Consider the following 22,810-nt stretch of genomic DNA (forward strand, 5'->3'; position numbering starts at 1 on the left):
CGCCGCCCAACTGTTTTTTAAAACAGGCCGATATAATAGCTTATATTGCTATTTTATTGTGCGTCTATCTTCTCTTTCAACTCATTGAGATAGACCCAGCGCTCTGTTTTTTCCTCCAGCTGGGTCTCCAGCTCCGCCTGCCGGGCCTGCAGCTCCTGGAGCTTCACATAGTCGCTGCCGCACCGGCCCTGGGCCTCCTGGCAGGCAGCCAGCCGGACTTCCAGCTCTGCCAGCTCGCCGTCGATAGTCTCAAATTCCCGCTGCTCCTTGAAGGAGAATTTCAGCTTCCGCTCCCGGGGCCGCTCCGCCACCGCCTTGGGTTTTTCCGCCCTGGCGGGGGCCTCCTCCGCCTGCCGCTTCCGTGCCCAGTCGGACCAGTTGCCGGTATAGCGCAGGATCTCCCCATTTCCCCGGACCTCCATAATGGACTCCGCCAGCCTGTCCAGGAAAAAGCGGTCGTGGGACACTGTCAGGATGGGGCCGGGAAAGCCCTGTAAATAGTCCTCCAAAATGGAGAGGGTCATCACATCCAAATCATTCGTCGGCTCGTCCAGCAGCAGCACATTGGGCGCCTCCATCAGCACCGACAGCAGGTACAGCCGCCGCCGCTCCCCGCCGGAGAGCCGTCCGATGGACAACGACTGCAGATCGCTGGGAAACAAAAACCGCTCCATCATCTGGTTGGCGGAGAAGGTCCCCTCGTCGGTCTTCACCTCGTCGGCAATGTCATGGATAAAGTCATAGACCCGCTGGTCCAGGTCCAGCTCCCGGCCCTCCTGGGAGAAATGGCCGATCTTCACCGTGGTGCCGGCATCCACGGTCCCGCTGTCCGGCTCCAGCTCCCCGGCGATGAGGTGCAGCAGCGTGGATTTGCCCGCGCCGTTGCGGCCCACGATGCCGATGCGGTCGTTCCGCAGCAGATTGTAGGAGAAATGCTCCACGATGGGCCGGCCGCCGAAGGACTTGGAGACATCACGCAGCTCGATGATCTTCTTGCCCAGGCGGCTGGAGGCCGCCGCCATCTGCACCGTGCCGTCGGTCTCCGGTGCCTCCCGGTTCAGCAGGTCCTCATACCGCTGGACGCGCTCCTTGCTCTTGGTGGTCCGTGCCCGGCAGCCCCGCATGATCCACTCCCGCTCGACCCGCAGGATGGACTGGCGCTTCCGCTCGCCGGCCTCGGCCATCTCCGCCCGCTGGGCCTTCAGCTCCAGGTATTTGGAGTAGTTGGCCTCGTAGTGGTACAGCTTGCCCCGGCTCAGCTCCGTGATGTGGTTCACAACCCGCTCCAGAAAGTAGCGGTCGTGGGTCACCATAACAAGGCCGCCCTTGAAGCGGCGGAGCCAGTCCTCCAGCCAGGCGGTCATCTCCGCGTCCAGGTGGTTGGTGGGCTCGTCCAGAAACAGCACGTCCGCCGGGCTGAGGAGGGCCGCCGCCAGGGCCGCCCGCTTCCGCTGGCCGCCGGAGAGGGTCCCCACCTTCTGGTCAAAATCCGGCAGCCCCAGCTTATTCAGCATGGCCTTGGCCTCGTACTCGTTCAGCGCCCGGAACTCCGCCGGGAAGTGGAGAAAGACCTGCTCCAGCACAGTGGCATCGTCGTCCATCACCGGGTTCTGGGGCAGGAAGCTGACCTGCACGTTGGGATTCCGGGAGATGCGACCCCCGTCCGCCTCCGTGGCCCCGGCCAGGACTTTTAAAAAGGTGGACTTGCCGGTGCCGTTGATGCCGATGACGCCGGTCTTGTCCCCTTCGTTCAAGTAAAAATTCACATCGTCCAGCAGCTGGCGGCTGCCGAAGTTGATGGAGAGGTGTTCCGCAGATAAGAGCATGCAATTGCCTCCTACATCGTAAATCAAGTTTGCCTATTAAAAATTGGGATTTGTTACCTGAGTTTCATTTTTCCATGGCATAAATTCCCCATGCCAGCAAATACCCAAGCAGGACAGCGGCCATGATCCACAGGCACACAGCAGCGCCGAACTCCCATCCCAGGAATCCGGACGACGGTCTTCGAAACACGTAATAAAATGTCCCTCCAAGTGGAAACAATCCCATGAAAACGATGGAGAGGTATCGAATTTTACACTGGGGCTTTTCTATTCCAAACAGAATAAACACCTGCACCATGAATGCAAATATGCCGCAGCAAGCTATGAATCCCACAGATACTCCTCCATTCCTCCATAAGCTCCCGTTTGCTGTTCTGAATATGATTATATAGTGTCGTTCCATTTCTTACAAGCTGTCCGGCAAAGTTTTAAATAATTATGTACTCTAGCTAAACTTCAAAATCTGTGCTATTCTAAGCTCCGAAAGGGGGCCGCGCCTTTGGAAACCATCACGAAAATCATCACAGCCAAAGAGGACGGCTCCACCGTCCGGCACATCTTAAAAGCCGTGCTGCACTTCTCCTCCCACGCCGTCTCCCGGCTGGCCCACGCGGAGGACGGCATCCAGGTCAACGGACGGCACGCCCGCACGGTGGACATCCTCCACACCGGGGATATCCTGACCGTGGAGACCGGGGACCACCGCCCGCCGAAAATTGAAGTCATCCCCGGCGACTGGCCCCTGCCCATCATCTGGGAGGACGGCCACCTGCTGGTGGTAAACAAGCCCGCGGGCATGACGGCCCACGCCTCCAACTTCCTGCCGGACACCCCCACGGTGGCGGGAGCACTGGCATGGACGCGGGGCACGGATTTCCTCTTCCACCCCGTCAGCCGGCTGGACAAGGGCACCACCGGGCTGATGGTGGTGGCAAAAAGCGGCTATGTCCACGACCTGCTGCGGCGCAGCCTCCACACCTCCGGTTTTTACCGGGAGTACCGGGCGGTCTGCGTGGGCTGCCCTTCGCCGGAGACGGGGACCATCGACGCCCCCATCGGCAGGGACGAACGCTCCGCCATCGCCCGGCGCATCCGGCCCGACGGCTCCCCCGCCGTCTCCCACTATGAGGTGCTGGCCAGGCAAAACGGTCTCTCCCTGCTGAAGCTGGTGCCGGAGACGGGCCGCACCCACCAGCTGCGGGTCCATATGGCCTTTATCGGCTGCCCTCTGGCGGGGGACTGGCTGTACGGCACCGAGGATCGGGACCTGATCCCCCGACCGGCTCTCCACTCTTACGCCCTGTCCCTGACCCACCCCGTCACCGGGGAGCTTCTGCGCTTCACTGCGCCGGTCCCCGCGGATATGGCCCGGCTCATCTCCCTTCCATAGCATTGAAAACTCTGTCCGGATGCTCGAAAGGCGGCCCCAAGGGGCCGCCTTTTTCCGTCGTAGTATATATCTGTATCTTTTTTGCTGAATTTCCCCGGTTTTCTCCATGATTTAGCAAATTTTCCGTATTTGTTTATAAAATTTTAACTGCCATCCCTCTTTACATTTATAAGTTGTCAGTGTATACTAGGGAATATCAACACAGCAAGGTGGTGGCCCACATGAGGCAGACAGTAGTACCGTCGCAGTATTTGCAGATCGCGCTGGACCTGGCCCGGCGCATCGCCGCGGGAGAACTTCCCGAGGGCAGCCGGGTCTATGGCCGGTCCGTGATGGCGTCGGAGTACAGCGTGTCGCCGGAGACCATCCGGCGGGCTCTGCGGCTGCTGGCGGACATGAAGGTGGTGGAGGTGAAGCCCCAGAGCGGAGCCGTGGTCCTCTCCGCCGACAGCGCCCGGCGGTACATCAAAAACTTTGAGGAGAGCGCCGACGTCCGCTCCCTGCGGCTCCAGCTGCGGGAGCAGATGGCAGAGTACGACGAACTGCACCGCCGCATGGCGGAGACGGTGAAAGCCCTGGTGAAGAGCCGGGAGACCTTCGCCGCCGCGGGGGAGCCTCTGCCCAACTACGAGGTCTCCGTTCCCCAAGGCTCTCCCTGCATCGGAAAGAGCATAGGCGCTCTGAAATTCTGGCAGTCCACCGGAGCCACCATCGTGGCCATCCGACGGGGCCAGACGGTCATTCTCTCCCCCGGACCCTACGCGGAGCTGTACGCTGGAGATGTGATCGTACTGGTGGGCAGCCTCGCCGCCGCGGAGGCGGCCAACAATCTGGTATCCCATGAAGTCCCATCCCTCGGGCGTTCCGGCGCCCCTGACATGTCCAACGGCAGAAAAGGAGGCAGAAATTGATCCAATTTGAACATGTGACCAAAAACTACGGCAAAACAGCGGTTTTGAAGGACCTGAACTTCACCATTCCGGACGGCCAGTTCGTGGTGCTGATCGGTCCCTCCGGCTGCGGCAAGACCACGACCCTGAAAACCATCAACCGGCTCATCGACATCGACTCCGGCTCCATCCTCATCGACGAACAGGACATCCGCACCGGCGACAAGGTGGAGCTGCGGCGGCACATCGGCTACGTCATCCAGCAGATCGGTCTGTTCCCCAACATGACAGTGGCTCAGAACATCTGCGTGGTGCCGAAGCTGCTGAAATACGACAAGGCCCGGTGCGGGGAGATCGTGCAGGAGCTTTTGAAAATGGTGGGCATGGAGCAGTATGCGGACAAATATCCCTCAGAGCTTTCCGGCGGCCAGCAGCAGCGCATCGGCGTGCTGCGGGCGCTGGCGGCGTCGCCCCCCATCGTGCTGATGGATGAGCCTTTCAGCGCTCTGGACCCCATGACCCGGGAGGTCCTTCAGGACGAGGTGAAGAATTTACAGCAGAAGCTGAACAAGACCATCGTGTTTGTCAGCCACGACATGGACGAGGCGCTGAAGCTGGCCGACACCATCATCTTCATGGCCGGCGGCCAGATCGTGCAGATGGCCTCCCCGGAGGAGATGCTGGAGAGGCCTGCCAGCGACCTGGTGCGGAATTTCCTGGGCAAGCACGCGTCGGACGTCCCCGCCCCCTCCGCGGTGGAGCACTTCATGCGGACCAATCTGGTAACGGTGAAGAAGGACCGGGGCGTGCTGGAGTGCGCCGAGCGCATGGCCCGCAGCAATGTGGATTCCCTGCTGGTCACCGATGAGCAAAAGCGCTATGTGGGGACCATCTCCATCGCCGACATCCGCCGCTGGGGCCGGGAGCTGACCAGCATCGAGCCGATGGTGCGGCAGACCGCCAGGACCGTTCGGGTGGGCGACGACGCAAAGGAATCCTTCGACTATCTGCTGGACTCCGGCGCGGCCTATGTGGTGGTGCTGAACGAGGACGACACCATTGCGGGCATCGTCACCAAGACCAGCGTGGCCCGGTCGGTGGCGGAGAACCTGTGGGGGGACGCGAGATGAAGGCGTTATTTGATGCTTACGGCGCCATGCTGGGAAAGGCCATCATCGTCCACACGGGATATGTGCTGGCAGCGGTCTGCGTCGGCTTTGTTCTGGGCCTGACGCTGGGCGTCCTGCTGTCCAGGGTCCCGAAGTGGTCCGGCGTCATCCTGCCCATTGTCTCCATCTTCCAGACCATCCCCGGCCTGGTGTTCATCGGCGTGCTGTTCTTGTGGCTGGGCATGGTCCCTCTCACCGTCATCATCGCCCTGTCCATTTACGCCATGTTCCCGGTACTGAAAAACACATACACCGGCATTCTGGAGGTGGAGGCACAATATGTGGAGGCTGCCAAGGGCTGCGGGATGTCCGGCTTTCAGGCGCTGGTGAAGGTGGAACTGCCCCTGGCCATGCCCACCATCATCGCGGGTCTGCGGATGGCCGCCATCTACACCGTCTCCTGGGCGGTGCTGGCCGCCATGATCGGCCTGGGGGGCCTGGGTGACTTCGTATACCAGGGCACCAACTCCAACAATAACACATTGATCCTGCTGGGCGCCATTCCGGCGGCTCTTCTGTCCATCGCCATCGGGGCAGTCATCGACGTCCTGCAAAAGAAGGTCACGCCCCGGGGCCTGCGGAAGGAGGCGGGCAAATGACCTGGACCATTGTTTGGGAACACCTGTTCATCGTGCTGGCAGCCAGTATCCTGTCCATCGTCATCGGCCTGCCGCTGGGCATTTTGTCCTACGTCTATCCAAAAGCCCGGGCCGTCATTCTCCGGGTCGTAGATATTTTGCAGACCATTCCCTCTCTGGCGCTGCTGGGCATCATCATGGTATTCATCGGCGCGGGCAAGCTGACCGTCATCACCGGCATCACCCTGTACTCCCTCCTCCCCATCGTGCGGAACACCTGTGTGGGATTGCAGGAGGTGGACCCCGGCGTAAAGGAGGCCGCCCGGGGCATGGGCATGAGCAGGGCCTACCGGGTGTTGATGGTGGAATTTCCCCTGGCCTTCCCCACGGTGTTCACCGGCATCCGCATCGCCATAGTGAACGCCATCGGCACCGCTGTGTTCGCAGCCTATGTGGGTGGCGGCGGCCTGGGCGGCATCATCAATCGGGGTATCCGCATCCAGAACATGACGCTGATCCTGGCCGGCACCGGAGTCCTGATGGTCATTGCCGTGGTCCTGGACCTGCTGATGGGCTGGTTCGAGCGGCTGATGCAAAAAAACCGGGGCAGCTCCCGGGCCATGCTGCTCCCCCTTGCCGCCTTCCTGCTGGCCTTTGTCCTGCTGCTGCCCTACGGTCTGCGCAGCAGCGGGGACGGCGAGCTGAAGCTCTATGACGGCGATTACTCAGAGACCCAGCTCATGCACCACATGGTCAAAATGCTGGTGGAGGACAAAACGGACCTGACTGTCACCATCCAGGACCAGATGTCCCAGGTGAACAACTTCAAATCCCTTATCGGTGACAGCCACACCTGCGACCTGATGATCTCCTACGACGGGACACTGCTGACCACCTTCTTCCACCAGGACGTCACCGACGTGCCGGAGGGCTTGTCTATCTACGATTATGTCAACCAGGTAGCCCAGGAGGCCTACGGCATGCGGCTGCTGGAAAAGCTGGGCTTTGACAACACCTACGCCATCGCGGTGCCCCAGGCCGTGGCAGACCGGTATGGCCTGGAGACCGTCAGCGATCTGATTCCCGTGGCGGGAGAGCTGGTATTCGGCGCAGAGCATGAGTTCTTTACCCAGGAGGGCAGCATGAAATACGGCCCCTTTACGGAGTTCTACGGCCTGAAATTCAAGGATTGGATGTCCGTGGACGTGAGTTTGAAGTACGCCGCTGCCGAAAAGGGCAGTTTTGACGTTACCGAGGTCTACGCCACCGACGGCCTGAACCGCAAGGCGGGCCTGAAGGTGCTGGAGGACGACCGGAGCTTCTTCCCCGACTACAACGGCGCTCTTCTGGTCCGGGAGGATACCTTCGAGCGCTTCGCCGGGATCGCGCCTGACCTGGAGGAGGTCTTGAACCTGCTGGCGGGCCAGATCTCCAACGATGACATGGTGGAGATGACCTATCAGGTGGACGTGATGGGCCGCACTGTGGACGACGTGGCCCAAGAATTTCTGGTGAGCCGGGGCTTGCTGACAACATAAGAATCTGATACGATGATTTCCGGGGAAACTTTTCCCCGGAAATTTTTTGGGCTTTCGTGGAACCGATCCGCTTTTTTCTCGTCTTTATTGGCAAAAGGGGGGATCATCATGAAACGACGCGCGCGTTTGCTGGCGGCCGCCGGGGCGGCTATTCTCCTGCTGGCGGCGGTGGGATACCTGAAGATCGGGTGGAGGCCCTTTCGGGGGCTGGACGCGGCGGAGATCCTGTCGGCTTCTGTCTGGCTGACGCCGCCGGACGTGACGGCGGAGCTGGACCGGGAGGAGATCGAGACCCTGGCGGAGCTGCTGCGGCAGGTACGGGTCTCCCGGCGGGACGACAGCTACACGGACTATTGCGGCCAGGGCGTGATCTTTACCCTGACGATGACCGATGGGACCGTGACGGAGGTTGTGGCCTTCAATCCCTTCCTGATCATCGACGGCGGCGGCTGGAGGATGACCCATCAGTCCCGCCCATCTTTGAACAGCTTCGGAAATCACCTATACAAACCATAAGAGAGGAGGCGGACCATGGAGGACAGAGCCATCATCGAGCTGTACTGGAACCGGGACCAGAGCGCCATTGCGGAAACCGACGGAAAATACGGCGGTTTTCTGCGGAACCTCTCCTGGAATGTGCTGCGGGACCACGGCGACGCGGAGGAGTGCGTCAACGATACCTATCTCCGGGCCTGGAACGCCATCCCGCCGGACCGGCCCGCGGCCTTCCGGGCGTGGCTGGGCCGGGTCGCCCGAAATCTGTCTCTGGACCGCTGGAAGCAGGGCCGGGCACAGAAGCGGGGCGGCGACAGCATGGAACTGCTGCTGGGAGAGCTGGACGGCTGCGTCCCCGCGCCCCACAGCATGGAGCGGGTCCTGGAGGACCGGGACATCGCGGCCCTCATCAGCAAATTTCTGCGGGAGCTGCCGGCGGAGAGCCGGATCATGTTCCTGCGGCGGTACTGGTACGGCCAGGACATCGGAGCTATCGCGGCGGGGCTGGGCTGCGGCCAGGGAAAGGTGAAATCCGCCCTGTTCCGGACCCGAAAGGCCCTGCGGGCATATTTGGAAAGCGAGGGGGTATCCATATGAAGGGCGAACGGTTATTCCGGATCTTGGGACTGGTGGACGAGGAGCTGATCGAGGAGGCAGTCCCGGGGGGGACCGTCTCCGGCGGAGCGGTCCGGCACATCCCCTGGCGGCGGTACGCGGCCATCGCGGCGTGTTTGGCGGTGGTATGCGCCGTGGGCTGGCAATTCACAGACCGCCTGGGCAATATCGTTGACGGAGCAGGCAGCAGCGGCAGCGGCATCAACCATTCGCCAGCGTCCGGCGAGGGACAGAGCGGCGCCGTTACGGACAACGAGCCGTTGTCTGTGGAGGGCACGACGTTCATGTCCTATGCCGGGCCGGTGTTCCCCCTGACCACGGCGGAGCCGGACACGGGCCTGAAGGCGGAGCGGACCCTCACCTGGGACTTTGCCATGGGCGCCTATGCCGACGGCTCCCCCCGGCAGTGGGGGGCCGCGGTGACGGACGGATACGTCCTCACCAATCCCACGGACAGCGATATCACCGTGACGGCGCTGTATCCCTTTGCGGGGTCCTTCTCTGATCTGGAAACAGAGCTGCCTGCGGCGGCGGTGGACGGCGCGGCCGTGGAGGCGGAGCTGCTGGCCGGGGCCTATGCCGGCGGCTTCCAGGGCGTGTGGCAGTCCGACGGAAAAGGCGGCTATGTGCTGGACGGCACTACGCTGAATCTGGCCCACCCCGACGACTGGACAGACTTCAAGGCCCTGCTGGAGAGCGGCGATTATCTGACGCGGGCCCTGGGAAAGGCGCCGGTGCTGGACATCCCGGTAACGGTATACGAATTTTCGGACTTCCAGGCCCCCCACGAGAAATACAGCGCCGCCACCCAGGCCGTCGAGTTCACCATCGACCAGGAGAAAACCACGGTGCTGACCTACGGCTTCAACGGCGGCAGCTGGGACTGGGAGACCGGCTGGCGGCAGTTCTCCTACTTCGTACCCGACGGTATGCGGGCGGAGCCGGAATATAAATGCCTGGTGGTGCTGGGGGAAGACATCGGAGACTACACCCTGGCGGGCTATGAGGACGGCGGCTGCGACAACGAGATCGACGGAGTCTCCTGTACCGTAGCCCGGCGGGAAACCACTTTGGACGAGGTGCTGGATACGCTGTGCCAATATTATCTGACGGAAAGAGCCAATTATCAGTATGGCATGGAGGACGCCGAAGGGACTGTTCCCTACGGACTGTTCCGTCGGGCTGTATCGGAGCTGATGGTCCAGTACGGCGTTCTGTCCGGGGAGAACGTGACGGACCGCTACGCCGACGGACGGCTGGACGACATGGTGGGCGAGACCATGAGCCACACCCGGGTGATGTACCTGGCCTTCCCCGTCACAGTGCCGGCGGGCGGGCCAGTTGACATAACATTTAACATGCGGAAGGAGCCAAGCTATGATTTTGGCTGTTCCGGCTCGGAAAACGTGGGGCTTCAGGGCTACGACCTGGTAACCCGGCTTGGTTCCACCCTGACATTCACCGCCCAGACCGCCGCCCTGGTGAACACGGAGAACGTGGAGCTGGTCCGGCAGAACCTGGGCTTCGACCTGGAAAATGGCGTGACGGAGGTGCCATTAGACATGGACGTGGAACATTATTACCTGGAGATCCGGCCAAAAGACGCGTAAGATAAAACACATCAGACAGTTGCCCCGGCCGCTTACAGCGGCCGGGGCACTTTAGCATGCCGTACTATTTTCCCGCAAATTCGACTTGACAGAAAGTACATTTTTTTCTATAATAGAAAGTACCGCCTGTGTTTCGGCAAAAAACGGCCCCGGCGGCAAAATTTTGGAAAGGAGGGAGCTTATGCACAGTCTGACCCATACCGCTGGGCAGTCCCACGATGTGGATATGACCACTGGCAGCGTGTTCCGGCATCTGCTGTACTTTTCCCTCCCCCTGCTGGCGGGCAACATCTTCCAGCAGCTCTACAACACCGTGGACACCTGGGTGGTGGGCAACTACGTCAGCAACGAGGCCTTTTCCGCCGTGGGCACCGTGGCTCCCATCATCAATATGCTCATCGGCACCTTCATGGGCCTTTCCAGCGGCGCGGGGGTCGTGATCTCCCAGTACTACGGTGCGAAAAATGAGGAGAAGGTCCACGACGCCGTCCACACCTCCATCGTCATCACGGTGATCCTGACCATCGCCTTTACCGCCCTGGGCGTGGGGATGACCCCCACCATGCTGCGGTTCATGAAGACTCCGGCGGAGGTCTTTCCCGAGTCCACCGCCTATCTCACCATCTATTTCGGCGGCATGGCAGGCCTGCTGTTTTACAACATGGGCGCGGCCATCCTGCGGGCCGTGGGCGATTCCCGCCGCCCCTTCTACTTCCTGGTAGTGGCGGCGGTCATCAACACGGTGCTGGACCTGGTGTTCGTCATCGTGTTCCAGATGGGTGTGCGGGGCGTGGCCTACGCCACCATCATTGCTCAGGGCGTGTCCGCCCTGCTGACCCTGGCCACGCTGCTGCGCACCTCCTCCTGGGTGCAGGTGATCCCCCGGGACCTGCGGCTCCACATGGACATACTGACGAAGATCATCCGGGTCGGCATCCCCGCCGCGCTGCAGATGGCGGTGACCGCCTTCTCCAACGTGTTCGTACAGTCCTACATCAATGTGTTCGGCGCCGACTGTATGGGCGGCTGGACCGCCTACCACAAGATCGACCAGCTGATCTTCCTTCCGATGCAGTCGCTGTCCCTGGCGGCCACCACCTTTGTGGGCCAGAATCTGGGGGTGCGGCAGGTCTCCCGCGCCAAGCAGGGAACTCGGACGGCCCTGTTCATGTCCATGGCGGTGACGCTGCTGATCTCCGCCGCCGTCATTCTGTTTGCCCCGGGCCTTGTGGCATTTTTCAATGACAAACCGGAGGTGGTGACGTTCGGAACCCTGTTCCTGCGGCATTTGACGCCGTTCTATGTCCTTTGCTGCTTGAACCAGGTCTACGCCGGCTCTCTGCGGGGCGCGGGGAACAGCCGGGCGCCCATGCTCATCATGCTGCTCTCCTTCGTGCTCTTCCGGCAGGCCTATCTCTATATCATGGCGAATTTCATCTCCAACGCCGTGCTGCCCATCGCCATGGGCTACCCCGCGGGCTGGCTGGTGTGCTCGGCCCTGATCCTGCTCTACTACCGTCATGCTCATTTGGAGCGGAACGTCCTGGTAACGGAGGACCAGGAAACGGCGAACTAAACTGATGCGATCTCCGGGGGATGTTCAGGTGAGGGAAAGGAGATATAAAATCCTGTTGGGATTATCAGAAGCAGACTGGGAGCGCTGAACTGATTATTTCTCCCCTGGGCAGAACGGAACGCCGGAAATTTCATCAGCCCGCCCTCGCCCGGAAGCCCTGTTTTTGCAGGCCCTCCGGGCAGTTGTTCCATATCCCACAGAGACAATGCCCCGGCATGACGCAGTCATGCCGGGGCGTTTCGCTATGCATTTTTCCGCCGGGCCAGCCGGGATACCAGCTTGGCGCCCAGCCAGCCGCAGGCGGCGCCCAGCAGCGCGCCGCCCAGCACGTCGCTGGGCCAGTGGACGTACAGGTACAGCCGGGAGAAGGCCATCACCACCGCCGCGGCCAGGGCGGGCTTCCACAGGGGGCTGCCCGCCGCTTTCAGGGCGAACACCGCCGCGAAGGAGGCCGCCGTGTGGCCCGAGGGAAAGGATGCGTCCAAAGGCGGCGGGACCAGCAGCTCCACCGCCGTATTCACCGCAAAGGGACGGATACGGCCGATCAGAGGCTTGAGCAGCAGGTTGCAGCTGAACAGGTCCAGCAGCAGGGCGCAGGCCACGGAGTATCCCTCCCGCCGCTTCCGCGCTGCCACCAGCAGAATGGCCAGAAAAATCCACAGCTCCCCGTGGTCCGCCAGCCGGGTATACCACGGCAGCACGGCGTCCAAAAAGCTACAGTGCAGATATGCCTGTATCCAGTCCAGCACCGCCAGTTCCATTGTCTGCATATCCCTGTCTCCTTCCAAGGGCTTCCCGGGTATGACCGGGTCACCTACAGCCTATGCGCCGGGAATACTGTTTCCTGATAAAACTCTTTAAAAAAGTTTTTATTGCGGCGCATCGTGCCGCCACGCCTGCGCCGCGCAGGAAAAGTATGGACTTTCATCACAGGCGGCTTCGCCGCCGGGGCCGCTTATGCGGCCCCAATCAGACAATTTCATTGTTTTGTGAGTGATTCGATCAGCCCCGGCTCCCGCAGTATGCCGTGATGGCCGCCGATAGGAACGACGCCGTCCCTCCGCCGAACCGGTCCAGATTTTTCCGGAAGCGCTCATCTGCCGTGTACATGGTGCCCAGGCCCGCCAGAATCTCATCGGTGCAGTCATAGCAGTGCGTGCTGATGAACTGCTTCCAATCCTCCACCAAGGTCCGGGCCTCCGGAGCGGCGGGATCGGTGTCCCGCAGAGCCGCGGCCCGGCGGAAAATGGCGTTCATCTCCTCGGCCTGTGCGGACCAGTCCTGGCCCGCCGCCAGCTTTTCCTGGCTCTGACGCCAGGCATCGGTATCGCCCCAGCGGGCTTTGGCCTCCGCGGCATACTCCCTGCGGGCGGCCTCCAGCTCCGAACTGTCAAACGCTTGAAATTCCATAATCTTGTCTCCTTTCAGATTAGCCTCCACCAGCGCCAGCAGGCGGTCCAGGCGGTCCCGCTTCATCCGAAGCAGCCGCCGCTGGCGCAGGAGGGCCTCTTGTTTGTCATAGTGAGGATCGGCCAAAATATCCCGGATGTCCGAAAGGGAGAAGTCCAGCTCCCGATAAAACAGGATCTGCCGCATTCGCGCCACATCGGCCTCCCCATACCAGCGGTAGCCGGAATCCGCCGCTGTTTCCGGATGGAGCAAACCGATCTGGCCGTAGTAGCGCAGAGTCCGCGCGCTGACCCCGCAGAGCTTTGCCATTTGGCTCACGGATAATCGCATGTGCCTCACCTCACTTGGGAGTGTAGACCATGACGCAGCGTCAAAGTCAAGCCTTTATTGCAGGAAATCTTTAAAAGCTCCGTCCGGCTGTGCCGGACGGAGCTTCACGCTGTTCAGGAGATGGTAAAATCCGCCGACAGGCGGCACTCCGTCCGGTACAGCTTGTCGCTGTACGGCGTCAGGGCCTTCTCGGTCTTTTGCGCAACGCGGTACTCGCCGGCGGGCAAGGACACCTGATAGCCATTGTTCCAATAGACCTGGCCCCAGCTCTTGGCCGTGCCCGGCCCCACGATGGTATCTCCGGTGGCGGCTTCCGTGTAAAATCCCAGCACGTACCAGCCGCCGTTTACCTTTCTGCACAGGCGGCTGTCCTCCTCCAGGTTCAGCCACTCCGTGCCGCTGTCGTGTACGCTGAAGGTCACGCCGGCAGCGGAGAAGCTGTCGATGGTCAGTTTGGCGTCCGGCGCCGCGTTATAGCCCGCCCAGTCCGTCTCCAGCTGGGCTCCGCCGGAGTAGATAGCCAAAAGGGCTGTCTCGCACTCCGCCCGGGTCACCTTGTCCCCAGGTCCCAGTTTCGAGGCGCTGCCGGAGAGCCACAGCCCCTCGCTCACCGCCCACCGCACCTGGGCGTCGGCCCAGGCAGGCACCGCCGCCGCGTCGGCATAGCCCTCCAGGCCTCCCTGGGGCAGGACGGCCGGGATCAGGGTCTTGAGCTTGGTCATGCTGGCGTAGCGGTACAGCATCACCGCCATCTGGGTTCGGGTCACGGCGGCATCCAGGCGAAGGCTGCCGTCGGCGTATCCCTGGACCACGCCCAGCGCGGCGGCCCACGCCGCCGGGTCCGTGGTCCCCTGGTTCCCATTGCGGGTCCTGTGGGCGTCATAGAGCATCTGGATGAACTGGCCCCGGGTCACGGTGGGCTCCGTTCCGGCAGCCCGGACCGAAAGGCTCAGCAGCAGACAGGCGCACACCGCCAGTGCCAGCAGGCGGGAAGTTCGTTTTTTCATAAGCCCCATTCCTCCGTTTGATGATACTTTGATTATACGGCCTCAGGCGGAAAAAAGCAATGGAAAGCGCAGATTTTAGCAAATGCCGCCTCCCGCCTGTCCAGCGGCAGGACGGGCCCCGCGTCCGCCGCTCACAAAGCCGCTGAAAAAAAGGACGCGCAAACTGTCACATTTGCCAATTGCGGGACAGCCGCAAATCCGATACAATTGGTATTACTTTTAAGGGTAGTACCTATTTTATCAATGAGGTGAAAGGCATGAGCCATCAGCTGTCCCAGTCCAAAACTATCCGCGCCCAACTGCTGTCCGCGATGCGCGAGGGCGAATACGCCGCCTGTGAGCGGCTGCCCCGAGAAAGCGTTCTGGCGGAAAAGCTGGGCATCAGCCGCACGCAGCTGCGGGACATCCTGGCCTCGCTGGAGCGGGAGGGCTTCATAACCCGCCGCCACGGCGTAGGCACCATCATCAACCGCCACGTTCTGAACGCCCAGACCCGCATGGACATCGAGGTGGAATTTCTGGACATGATCCGCCAGAGCGGCCATGAGGCCGCTGTGGCCTCCGTCCGGGTATCCGACGGTACGGCGGACGAAAAGATCGCCAAACAGCTGCAGATCCCCGAGGGAACGCCCATCATCCGGGTCTCCCGCCTCTGCACCGCCGATGGCAGGCCCGCCATCTACTGCGAGGATGTGGTGGAAAAGGCGCTGGCCCAGGGAGAGTACACCATCAAGGATCTGAAGCTCCCCATCTTCCACTTTTTACAGCAGTTCTGCGGCATCTATCCCTATCTGGATCTGACGGACCTGAAGCCCGTGGTGGCGGACGCCGCCCTGGCGGAGATCCTGCAGGTGCCCATAGGCGCGCCGCTGCTCCACATGGACGAGGTGGATTTCGACATCGACGGAAAGCCGGTGTTCTGTTCCACCGAGTATTTTGTGGACGGCATCTTCCGCCATACCGTGATGCGGAAAAAGCTGTGATCTGACACGAAAAAGGAGAATGCACAGCCATGAAAAAAGTAGCCATCATCATGGGCAGTGATTCCGACTGGCCCGTGGTCAAGGGGGCCTGCGCCCAGCTGGACGCCTTCGGCATCCCCTATGAGGCCCATATCCTCAGCGCCCACCGCACGCCGGCCGCCGCCGCAGAATTTGCCAAATGCGCCCGGGCCAACGGCTTCGGCGTGCTGATCTGCGCCGCCGGCATGGCGGCCCACCTGGCGGGGGCCTTTGCCGGCAACTCCACCCTGCCCGTCATCGGCATTCCCATGAAGGGCGGCGCCATGGACGGGCTGGACGCCTTGCTTGCCACCGTGCAGATGCCCAGCGGCATCCCCGTGGCCACCGTGGCCATCAACGGGGCCAAGAACGCCGCCGTTCTGGCCGCCCAGATCCTGGCCGTTTCCGACGGGGACCTGGCCGCCAAGCTGGACGCCGCCCGAGAGGACATGGCGAGGCAGATCGCCGAAAAGGAGGCCCGGCTCCAGGCCGAGCTGGCAGAGCGATCCCCTGCGGAATAATCATCAGGAGTTGGATACATGGGTGGTTTTTTTGGAGCGATCTCCAAGCGGGATTGCGTACTTGATATTTTCTTCGGCACCGACTATCACTCCCATCTGGGGACCCGCCGGGGCGGTATGGCGGTCTACGATCCCGCCAACGGCTTCCAGCGGCAGATCCACAACATCGAAAACACGCCGTTCCGCACCAAGTTTGAAAAAGATCTGGCAGACTTTCACGGCAGCAGCGGCATCGGCTGCATCTCCGACACAGACCCCCAGCCGCTGCTGGTGCGGTCTCACCTGGGGCTGTACGCCATCACCACAGTGGGCATCATCAACAACGCGGAAGCGCTGGTAGAGACCTATTTTTCTGACCACGGCCACCAGTTCATGGCCCAGAGCAGCGGCAAGGTGAATGCCACGGAGCTGACTGCCGCCCTCATCAATCAGGCGGACTCCCTGGTGGAGGGCATCCGCCACGCCCAGGAGATCATCGACGGCTCCGCCACCATCCTGCTGCTGACGCCGGAGGGCATCATCGCCGCCCGGGACAAGCTGGGCCGCCTGCCGGTGCTGGTGGGCAAAAACGGCCAGGGCCACTGTGTCGCCTTTGAGTCCTTCGCCTATCAGAAGCTGGGCTATCAGACCGTCTATGAGCTGGGCCCCCAGGAGATCGTGCGGATCACGGCGGAGGGCGTGGAATCCCTCTCGCCTCCGGGGGAGGAAATGCGCATCTGCGCCTTCCTGTGGACTTATTACGGCTATCCCAATTCCAATTATGAGGGCGTCAATGTGGAGGTCATGCGCTACCGCAACGGCGAGATCATGGCCCGGGACGAGGTGGCCCAGGGCCGCCTGCCCAAAGTGGACTTCGTGGCGGGAGTCCCGGACTCCGGCCTGCCCCACGCCATCGGCTTCGCCAACCGCAGCGGCAAGCCCTTCGCCCGCCCCTTTGTGAAATACACCCCCACCTGGCCCCGGTCCTTCATGCCCGCCAACCAGGATGTGCGGAACCAAGTAGCCAAGATGAAGCAGATCCCCGTGCCTGAGCTGATCGAGGGGAAGAAGCTGCTGTTCGTGGACGACTCCATCGTCCGCGGCACCCAGCTGCGGGAGACGGTGGAATTCCTCTACAGCAGCGGCGCGGCGGAGGTCCACATGCGCTCCGCCTGTCCGCCCATCATGTATGGCTGCAAGTATCTGAATTTCTCACGCAGCAACTCCCACATGGAGCTGCTGGCCCGGCGGACGGTCCAGGCTCTGGAGGGCGATGAAGGCCAAAAGCACCTGGATGAATACGCCGATGCCAAGACGGAGCGGGGCCAATGCCTGCTGCACACCATCTGTAAGGAGCTGGGCTTTGACTCCCTGGGCTACCAGTCCCTGGACGGGCTGCTGGAGGCCATCGGCATCGACAGGGAAAAGATCTGCACCTATTGCTGGACGGGCAGAGAGTGAATTTCTTCAAGGATGCGCAGGCGGCACCGTTGCGGCATTACGATTCCCGGCCTTTGCCAAGGCCGCCAATCGTGCCGCTGCCTCGAAAGCAGCTCGCTTCATCCGCCGCAGGCGGCGCTTCGCCGCTTTCCCCCTTGAGCATCCCCCATCACCAGTGACATCTGTCACTGGTGAACGCCGCCCAATGCGGCTGAGTCAATGTATTTTTGACACATACACGCCGCGGCAAAAATAATATCTACTCCGGGCAAAAGATTTCAGAGAACCGCTGGAAGCAGCCGTTCTGTTCCCCGTTCATTGTCCATTATCAATTCATTTACACAGGAGGACGCACATCATGCAGAAGTTAGAGCAGGTCTACGAAGGCAAGGCCAAGAAGGTCTTTAAGACCGACGATCCCGAGCTGTTCATCGTGGATTACAAGGATGACGCCACCGCCTTCAACGGCGCCAAGAAGGGCACCATCGTGGGCAAGGGCGTGATCAACAACCAGATGACCAACCGCCTGATGGTCAAAATGGAGAAGGCCGGCATCCCCACCCACTTCGTCAAGGAACTGAGCCAGCGGGAGACTCTGGTGAAGAAGGTCTCCATCGTGCCCCTGGAGGTCATCATCCGCAACATCTCCGCCGGCCATTTCGCCTCCCGCTACGGTGTGGAGGAGGGCATCGTGTTCGACCAGCCCACCATCGAGTTCTCCTATAAGTGCGACGAGCTGGACGACCCCCTACTGAACGCCTATCACGCCATTGCTCTGAAGCTGGCGACCCCCGAGGAGATCGAGCTGATCAAAAAGTACTCCTTTGCTGTCAACGATGTGCTGAAGACCTTCTGGGCCGAGTGCGGCGTGACCCTGGTGGACTTCAAGCTGGAATTCGGCAGGCTCAGCGACGGCACCATCGTCTTGGCCGATGAGATCAGCCCCGACACCTGCCGCCTTTGGGACTCCAAGACCCATGAAAAACTGGACAAAGACCGCTTCCGCCGGGATATGGGCGGCGTGGAGGACGCTTATGCCGAGATCATGAAGCGTCTCTTGGCCCATGATGCGGACTGACAGGAATATACCGGCGGGCCGTCTCAAGGTGGAGGCGGTCCCGGCCGGTTTTGACCAACGCCACATCCATGAGGAATGCGGCGTGTTCGGCGTTTTTTCGGAAGTTTCCGCTGACGTGGCCTCCCTGGCCTATTACGCGCTGTACGCCCTGCAGCACCGGGGCCAGGAGAGCTGCGGCATCGCGGTGAACGACGACGGGGTGTTCACCTCCTATCGGGACGTTGGCCTGGTCAGCGAGGTATTCCCGGCGGAGCGGCTGGCCGCCCTGGGGACCGGCCGCATCGCCGTGGGCCATGTGCGCTACGGCACCACCGGCAGCGACAACAAGCGGAACGTGCAGCCCATCCTGGTGAATCACTACAAGGGCCGGATGGCCCTTGCCCACAACGGCAACCTGACCAACTCCCTGGAACTGCGAAGCGAGCTGGAGAGCCGCGGCTCCATTTTTCAAACCACCACGGACTCCGAGGTCATCGCCTACATCATCGTGCAGGAGCGGCTGAAGGCCCCCTCCATCGAGGCCGCCGTCTCCGCCGCCATGGACCGGATCGTGGGCGCTTACTCCCTGGTCATCTCCTCTCCCAGCAAGCTCATCGCCGTCCGGGACCCCAACGGCTTCCGCCCCCTGTGTATGGGGCGGCTGCGGGACGGCGGCGTGGTGTTCGCCTCTGAGTCCTGCGCTCTGGACGCCATCGGCGCAAACTTCCTGCGGGATGTGCTGCCCGGAGAGATCATCGTGGTGGACAAGGACGGCGTCAGATCCGACACCAGCCACTGCGGCAAGGCTCCGAAAAAGCTGTGCGTGTTCGAGTTCATTTACTTTGCCCGGCCGGACTCCGTCATCGACGGCTCCAGCGTTCACACCGCCCGCCAGCGGGCAGGCGCTTTCCTGGCGCTGGAGCACCCTGTCCAGGCGGACATCGTGGTGGGCGTGCCGGATTCCGGCCTGGACGCCGCCATGGGCTACGCCAAACAGTCCGGCATCCCCTACGGCATGGGCTTCATCAAAAACAAATATATTGGCCGAACCTTCATCTCCCCAGCCCAGGCCATGCGGGAAAACGAAGTCAACATCAAGCTGAATCCCATCCGCTCAGTGGTAGAGGGCAAACGGGTGGTGCTGATCGACGACTCCATTGTCCGGGGCACCACCTGCCGCCGGACCATCGACCTGCTGCGCAGGGCCGGGGCCAGGGAGATCCACATGCGGGTCTCCGCGCCGCCCTTTGTCGCTGCCTGCTGGTACGGCACCGACATCGACGACCCCAGAAAACTCATCGCCAACCACCACTCAGTAGAGGAGATCGCCCGGATCATCGGCGTGGACTCCCTGGGCTATCTGAGCCTGGATAATGTGGTGAAGCTGGCGGACAACACGGAATGCGGCTTCTGCACCGCCTGCTTCGGCGGCGGCTATCCCACCGCCATTCCTCAGGATGGCGGCAAGGACCGCTTTGAGTGCAAGATCAGCGAAAGGAAGAAAGAACAACATGCGTAGTTTTTCTGACAGCTATCGGGAAGCCGGCGTCAACATTGAGGCCGGCTATGAAGGCGTGAAGCTCATGAGCCAGCATGTCAAGCGCACTGCCATTCCCGGCGTGGTGTCCGATATCGGCGGCTTCGGCGGCCTGTTTGCCCCAGATCTGACCGGCATGGCCGAGCCGGTGCTGGTCTCCGGCACTGACGGCGTAGGCACCAAGATCCGCATTGCCCAACTGATGGACAAGCACGACACCGTGGGCATCGACTGCGTGGCCATGTGCGTCAACGACATCATCTGCTGCGGTGCCAAGCCCCTGTTTTTCCTGGATTACATCGCCATCGGCAAAAATGACCCGCAGAAGGTGGCCGCCCTGGTCTCCGGCGTGGCGGAGGGCTGCGTTCAGGCCGGCTGCGCCCTCATCGGCGGCGAGACCGCCGAGCACCCCGGCATAATGGCTGCGGAGGACTATGATCTGGCGGGCTTTTCCGTGGGACTGGTGGACAGGCCCAAGGTCATCGACCACAGCGCCATGCAGGCCGGAGACGTGATCCTGGCCCTGCCCTCCAGCGGCATCCATTCCAATGGCTTCTCCCTGGTACGGAAGGTCTTTAACGTGGAGCACGCGAATCTGGAGCTTTACTGCCCTGAGCTGGGCCGCACCCTGGGTGAAGCGCTGCTGGAGCCAACTGTTATCTATGTCAAACCCGTTCTCCGCTGTCTGGAGGCAGTCTGCGTGAAGGGCATCAGCCACATTACCGGCGGCGGCTTCTTTGAGAATATTCCCCGCTGCCTGCCGGAGGGCCTCACCGCCAAGATCGAAAAGGCAGCCCTCAAAACGCCTCCCATTTTCTCCATGCTGCAGAAAACGGGCAATATCCCCGAACACGACATGTTCAACACCTACAATATGGGCGTGGGCATGACCGTCATCGTTTCCAAAGAGGACGCGGACAAGGCCCTGTCCGTCCTGAAAGCTGCGGGCTGCGCCGCCTATGTCATGGGTGAGATCGCGGAGGGCGATGAACGGGTGATATTATGTTAACAAAAGCTCGAGTAGCCGTATTCGTCTCCGGCGGCGGCACCAATCTGGAGGCGCTGCTGAAAGCACAGAAGGCCGGCGCCATCCCCCACGGAGAGATCGTGCTGGTGATCGCCAGCAACAAGAGCGCCTACGCCCTGACCCGGGCCGCCAACCACGGCGTGCCCGGTGTAGCCATTCCCAGAAAGCAGATGACCCAAGCGGACTTCGAGTCCGCCATTTCCGAAAAGCTGGCGGAATTCCAGATAGACGTCATCATCCTGGCGGGATTCCTGTCCATTTTATCCGAGAACTTTGTCAAACAGTGGCCGGACCGCATTCTGAATGTCCACCCCTCCCTCATCCCCTCCTTCTGCGGCAAGGGGATGTACGGCTTGAAGGTCCACGAGGCCGCTTTGGAAAAAGGCGTGAAGGTCACCGGGGCCACCGTGCATCTGGTGAACGAGATCCCCGACGGCGGACGCATTCTGCTGCAAAAGGCCGTGGACATCCTGCCGGACGACACGCCAGAGGTCCTGCAGCGCCGGGTCATGGAGCAGGCCGAATGGGTCCTGCTGCCCCAGGCTGCGGAGCTGGTGTGCAAACAAATTTGTGAGAATTGAGGTACGCTTCCATGAACGAACTGGAACTGAAATACGGCTGCAACCCCAACCAAAAGCCCTCCCGCATCTTTATGAGGGACGGCGGCGATCTGCCCATCACTGTGCTGGGCGGCAAGCCCGGCTACATCAACTTCCTGGACGCCTTCAACTCCTGGCAGCTGGTGCGGGAGCTGAAGGCCGCTACCGGCCTGCCCTCCGCCGCCTCCTTCAAGCACGTCTCCCCTGCCGGTGCCGCCGTGGGCCTGCCCCTCAGCGACGTGGACCGGAAGATCTATTTCGTAGACGAGGGTGCGGAGCTCTCCCCCATCGCCTGCGCCTACATCCGGGCCCGGGGCGCGGACCGGCTGTGCTCCTACGGCGACTGGGCGGCCCTCAGCGACGTGTGCGACGGGGCCACTGCCAGTTACCTCAAGGCCGAGGTGTCCGACGGCGTCATCGCCCCCGGCTACACCGACGAGGCGTTGGAGATTTTGAAAACCAAGAAAAAGGGCGGCTACAACGTGGTGCAGATCGACCCTGATTACGTCCCCGCTCCCCAGGAATACAAGGATGTGTTCGGCATCACCTTCCAGCAGGGGCGGAACGAGTTCAAGATCGACGGGGAACTGCTGGGCAACATCGTCACGGAGAACAAGGACCTGCCCGAAGCCGCCAGGATCGACATGATCGTCTCTCTCATAACCCTGAAATACACCCAGTCCAACTCCGTGTGCTACGTGAAGAACGGCCAGGCCATCGGTGTGGGCGCGGGCCAGCAGAGCCGCATCCACTGTACCCGTCTGGCAGGCCAGAAGGCGGACAACTGGTATCTGCGGCAGCACCCCAAGGTCCTGGGGCTCCAGTTCGTGGAAGGCATCCGCCGCCCCGACCGGGACAATGCCATCGACATCTATACCTCCGACGAGTACGAGGACATTCTGGCCGACGGCGTGTGGCAGAACACCTTCCAGGTCAAGCCGGAAGTCCTGACCGCGGAGGAGAAGAGGGCCTGGATCGCCACTCAGTCCGGCGTGACCGTCGGCTCCGACGCATTCTTCCCCTTCGGCGACAACGTGGAGCGGGCCAGGAAGAGCGGCGTGCAGTACATCGCCGAACCGGGCGGCTCCATCCGGGACGACCATGTGATCGCCACCGCTAACAAGTATGGCATGACCATGTGCTTTACGGGGATGCGGCTGTTCCACCACTAAAGCTTTTAAAGAGGGGACTTCGTCCCCCCTTTAGTTTCCCCCC

At 61.7% G+C, this 22,810-nt stretch carries 22 protein-coding genes; 17 read left to right on the top strand and 5 right to left on the bottom strand.

The genetic code is table 11. The features are described from left to right. Positions 1-53: 53 nt before the first annotated feature. Entirely contained in the window at positions 54-1,826 is a 1,773-nt protein-coding gene (locus Q0Z69_RS09690) for an ABC-F family ATP-binding cassette domain-containing protein (protein ID WP_298032704.1), read from the bottom strand. A 64-nt stretch (positions 1,827-1,890) separates the two neighbouring features. Beyond that, positions 1,891-2,160: a hypothetical protein gene (locus tag Q0Z69_RS09695; protein WP_298032707.1), complete on the bottom strand. Its 270-nt coding sequence runs from the start codon at positions 2,158-2,160 to the stop codon at positions 1,891-1,893. 165 nt (positions 2,161-2,325) lie between these two features. Between Q0Z69_RS09695 and Q0Z69_RS09700 the strand changes: the two genes are divergently transcribed. The 9 genes from Q0Z69_RS09700 to Q0Z69_RS09740 all read left to right on the top strand — a co-directional run bounded on the left by Q0Z69_RS09700 (position 2,326) and on the right by Q0Z69_RS09740 (position 11,687). Further along, a complete protein-coding gene (locus tag Q0Z69_RS09700) occupies positions 2,326-3,216 on the top strand; it encodes an RluA family pseudouridine synthase (RefSeq protein WP_298032709.1) in 891 nt (296 codons plus the stop codon). 221 nt (positions 3,217-3,437) lie between these two features. Further along, entirely contained in the window at positions 3,438-4,127 is a 690-nt protein-coding gene (locus Q0Z69_RS09705) for a TrkA C-terminal domain-containing protein (protein WP_298032711.1), read from the top strand. Beyond that, complete coding sequence (locus Q0Z69_RS09710; protein ID WP_298032713.1) at positions 4,124-5,236, top strand: betaine/proline/choline family ABC transporter ATP-binding protein; 1,113 nt, start codon at positions 4,124-4,126, stop codon at positions 5,234-5,236. Before Q0Z69_RS09705 ends, Q0Z69_RS09710 begins: the two co-directional genes overlap by 4 nt. Then, positions 5,233-5,874, top strand: coding sequence for an ABC transporter permease (locus tag Q0Z69_RS09715; RefSeq protein WP_298032716.1), 642 nt, complete (start codon positions 5,233-5,235; stop codon positions 5,872-5,874). The genes Q0Z69_RS09710 and Q0Z69_RS09715 overlap by 4 nt, the downstream gene beginning before the upstream one ends. After that, positions 5,871-7,391, top strand: a complete 1,521-nt coding sequence (locus Q0Z69_RS09720; RefSeq protein WP_298032718.1) for a glycine betaine ABC transporter substrate-binding protein — start codon at positions 5,871-5,873, stop codon at positions 7,389-7,391. Before Q0Z69_RS09715 ends, Q0Z69_RS09720 begins: the two co-directional genes overlap by 4 nt. A gap of 108 nt (positions 7,392-7,499) precedes the next feature. Beyond that, positions 7,500-7,907: a hypothetical protein gene (locus Q0Z69_RS09725; protein WP_298032720.1), complete on the top strand. Its 408-nt coding sequence runs from the start codon at positions 7,500-7,502 to the stop codon at positions 7,905-7,907. Positions 7,908-7,922: 15 nt separating this feature from the next. Further along, positions 7,923-8,483, top strand: coding sequence for an RNA polymerase sigma factor (locus Q0Z69_RS09730; protein WP_298032722.1), 561 nt, complete (start codon positions 7,923-7,925; stop codon positions 8,481-8,483). After that, positions 8,480-10,111 (top strand): hypothetical protein, encoded by a 1,632-nt coding sequence (locus Q0Z69_RS09735; RefSeq protein WP_298032725.1) that lies wholly within the window; start codon positions 8,480-8,482, stop codon positions 10,109-10,111. Before Q0Z69_RS09730 ends, Q0Z69_RS09735 begins: the two co-directional genes overlap by 4 nt. A gap of 181 nt (positions 10,112-10,292) precedes the next feature. Beyond that, positions 10,293-11,687: an MATE family efflux transporter gene (locus Q0Z69_RS09740; RefSeq protein ID WP_298032728.1), complete on the top strand. Its 1,395-nt coding sequence runs from the start codon at positions 10,293-10,295 to the stop codon at positions 11,685-11,687. Between the two features lie 242 nt (positions 11,688-11,929). Here the strand turns inward: Q0Z69_RS09740 and Q0Z69_RS09745 are convergent, their stop codons facing one another. The 3 genes from Q0Z69_RS09745 to Q0Z69_RS09755 all read right to left on the bottom strand — a co-directional run bounded on the left by Q0Z69_RS09745 (position 11,930) and on the right by Q0Z69_RS09755 (position 14,434). Further along, positions 11,930-12,457, bottom strand: coding sequence for a phosphatase PAP2 family protein (locus Q0Z69_RS09745; RefSeq protein WP_298032730.1), 528 nt, complete (start codon positions 12,455-12,457; stop codon positions 11,930-11,932). A 232-nt stretch (positions 12,458-12,689) separates the two neighbouring features. After that, positions 12,690-13,427, bottom strand: a complete 738-nt coding sequence (locus Q0Z69_RS09750) for a MerR family transcriptional regulator (RefSeq protein WP_298032732.1) — start codon at positions 13,425-13,427, stop codon at positions 12,690-12,692. Positions 13,428-13,540: 113 nt separating this feature from the next. After that, a complete protein-coding gene (locus Q0Z69_RS09755) occupies positions 13,541-14,434 on the bottom strand; it encodes an S-layer homology domain-containing protein (protein WP_298032735.1) in 894 nt (297 codons plus the stop codon). A 257-nt stretch (positions 14,435-14,691) separates the two neighbouring features. On the opposite strand from Q0Z69_RS09755, the gene Q0Z69_RS09760 reads away from it, so the two are divergent. The 8 genes from Q0Z69_RS09760 (at position 14,692) to Q0Z69_RS09795 (ending at position 22,767) form a co-directional block, all read left to right on the top strand. Beyond that, positions 14,692-15,417, top strand: a complete 726-nt coding sequence (locus Q0Z69_RS09760) for a GntR family transcriptional regulator (protein WP_298032736.1) — start codon at positions 14,692-14,694, stop codon at positions 15,415-15,417. A 29-nt stretch (positions 15,418-15,446) separates the two neighbouring features. Continuing rightward, positions 15,447-15,956: a 5-(carboxyamino)imidazole ribonucleotide mutase gene (gene purE / locus Q0Z69_RS09765; RefSeq protein WP_298032738.1), complete on the top strand. Its 510-nt coding sequence runs from the start codon at positions 15,447-15,449 to the stop codon at positions 15,954-15,956. Positions 15,957-15,974: 18 nt separating this feature from the next. Further along, positions 15,975-17,396: an amidophosphoribosyltransferase gene (locus tag Q0Z69_RS09770; protein WP_298032739.1), complete on the top strand. Its 1,422-nt coding sequence runs from the start codon at positions 15,975-15,977 to the stop codon at positions 17,394-17,396. A 337-nt stretch (positions 17,397-17,733) separates the two neighbouring features. Further along, a complete protein-coding gene (gene purC / locus Q0Z69_RS09775; protein ID WP_298032740.1) occupies positions 17,734-18,453 on the top strand; it encodes a phosphoribosylaminoimidazolesuccinocarboxamide synthase in 720 nt (239 codons plus the stop codon). Continuing rightward, on the top strand, positions 18,440-19,951 hold the full coding sequence (gene purF, locus Q0Z69_RS09780; protein WP_298032741.1) for an amidophosphoribosyltransferase: 1,512 nt from the start codon (positions 18,440-18,442) through the stop codon (positions 19,949-19,951). The genes purC and purF overlap by 14 nt, the downstream gene beginning before the upstream one ends. Further along, positions 19,944-20,978, top strand: a complete 1,035-nt coding sequence (gene purM, locus Q0Z69_RS09785) for a phosphoribosylformylglycinamidine cyclo-ligase (RefSeq protein ID WP_298032743.1) — start codon at positions 19,944-19,946, stop codon at positions 20,976-20,978. Before purF ends, purM begins: the two co-directional genes overlap by 8 nt. Beyond that, complete coding sequence (gene purN / locus Q0Z69_RS09790) at positions 20,972-21,577, top strand: phosphoribosylglycinamide formyltransferase (protein WP_298032744.1); 606 nt, start codon at positions 20,972-20,974, stop codon at positions 21,575-21,577. Before purM ends, purN begins: the two co-directional genes overlap by 7 nt. 11 nt (positions 21,578-21,588) lie before the next feature. Continuing rightward, on the top strand, positions 21,589-22,767 hold the full coding sequence (locus Q0Z69_RS09795) for a phosphoribosylaminoimidazolecarboxamide formyltransferase (protein WP_298032746.1): 1,179 nt from the start codon (positions 21,589-21,591) through the stop codon (positions 22,765-22,767). Positions 22,768-22,810 lie beyond the last annotated feature (43 nt).

The sequence above is a fragment of the uncultured Dysosmobacter sp. genome (assembly GCF_947631165.1).
Classification (GTDB): Bacteria; Bacillota; Clostridia; order Oscillospirales; family Oscillospiraceae; genus Oscillibacter.

Excerpts from the sequence above, each read along its gene's own strand:
- Q0Z69_RS09730 (WP_298032722.1), top strand. The coding sequence starts at position 7,923 with ATGGAGGACAGAGCCATCATCGAGCTGTACTGGAACCGGGACCAGAGC.
- purM (WP_298032743.1), top strand. The coding sequence starts at position 19,944 with ATGCGTAGTTTTTCTGACAGCTATCGGGAAGCCGGCGTCAACATTGAG.
- Q0Z69_RS09750 (WP_298032732.1), bottom strand. The coding sequence starts at position 13,427 with ATGCGATTATCCGTGAGCCAAATGGCAAAGCTCTGCGGGGTCAGCGCG.
- Q0Z69_RS09795 (WP_298032746.1), top strand. The coding sequence starts at position 21,589 with ATGAACGAACTGGAACTGAAATACGGCTGCAACCCCAACCAAAAGCCC.
- Q0Z69_RS09705 (WP_298032711.1), top strand. The coding sequence starts at position 3,438 with ATGAGGCAGACAGTAGTACCGTCGCAGTATTTGCAGATCGCGCTGGAC.
- purE (WP_298032738.1), top strand. The coding sequence starts at position 15,447 with ATGAAAAAAGTAGCCATCATCATGGGCAGTGATTCCGACTGGCCCGTG.
- Q0Z69_RS09735 (WP_298032725.1), top strand. The coding sequence starts at position 8,480 with ATGAAGGGCGAACGGTTATTCCGGATCTTGGGACTGGTGGACGAGGAG.
- Q0Z69_RS09745 (WP_298032730.1), bottom strand. The coding sequence starts at position 12,457 with ATGCAGACAATGGAACTGGCGGTGCTGGACTGGATACAGGCATATCTG.
- Q0Z69_RS09770 (WP_298032739.1), top strand. The coding sequence starts at position 15,975 with ATGGGTGGTTTTTTTGGAGCGATCTCCAAGCGGGATTGCGTACTTGAT.
- purC (WP_298032740.1), top strand. The coding sequence starts at position 17,734 with ATGCAGAAGTTAGAGCAGGTCTACGAAGGCAAGGCCAAGAAGGTCTTT.
- Q0Z69_RS09720 (WP_298032718.1), top strand. The coding sequence starts at position 5,871 with ATGACCTGGACCATTGTTTGGGAACACCTGTTCATCGTGCTGGCAGCC.
- Q0Z69_RS09760 (WP_298032736.1), top strand. The coding sequence starts at position 14,692 with ATGAGCCATCAGCTGTCCCAGTCCAAAACTATCCGCGCCCAACTGCTG.
- Q0Z69_RS09755 (WP_298032735.1), bottom strand. The coding sequence starts at position 14,434 with ATGAAAAAACGAACTTCCCGCCTGCTGGCACTGGCGGTGTGCGCCTGT.
- Q0Z69_RS09725 (WP_298032720.1), top strand. The coding sequence starts at position 7,500 with ATGAAACGACGCGCGCGTTTGCTGGCGGCCGCCGGGGCGGCTATTCTC.
- Q0Z69_RS09740 (WP_298032728.1), top strand. The coding sequence starts at position 10,293 with ATGCACAGTCTGACCCATACCGCTGGGCAGTCCCACGATGTGGATATG.
- Q0Z69_RS09690 (WP_298032704.1), bottom strand. The coding sequence starts at position 1,826 with ATGCTCTTATCTGCGGAACACCTCTCCATCAACTTCGGCAGCCGCCAG.
- purN (WP_298032744.1), top strand. The coding sequence starts at position 20,972 with ATGTTAACAAAAGCTCGAGTAGCCGTATTCGTCTCCGGCGGCGGCACC.
- purF (WP_298032741.1), top strand. The coding sequence starts at position 18,440 with ATGATGCGGACTGACAGGAATATACCGGCGGGCCGTCTCAAGGTGGAG.
- Q0Z69_RS09715 (WP_298032716.1), top strand. The coding sequence starts at position 5,233 with ATGAAGGCGTTATTTGATGCTTACGGCGCCATGCTGGGAAAGGCCATC.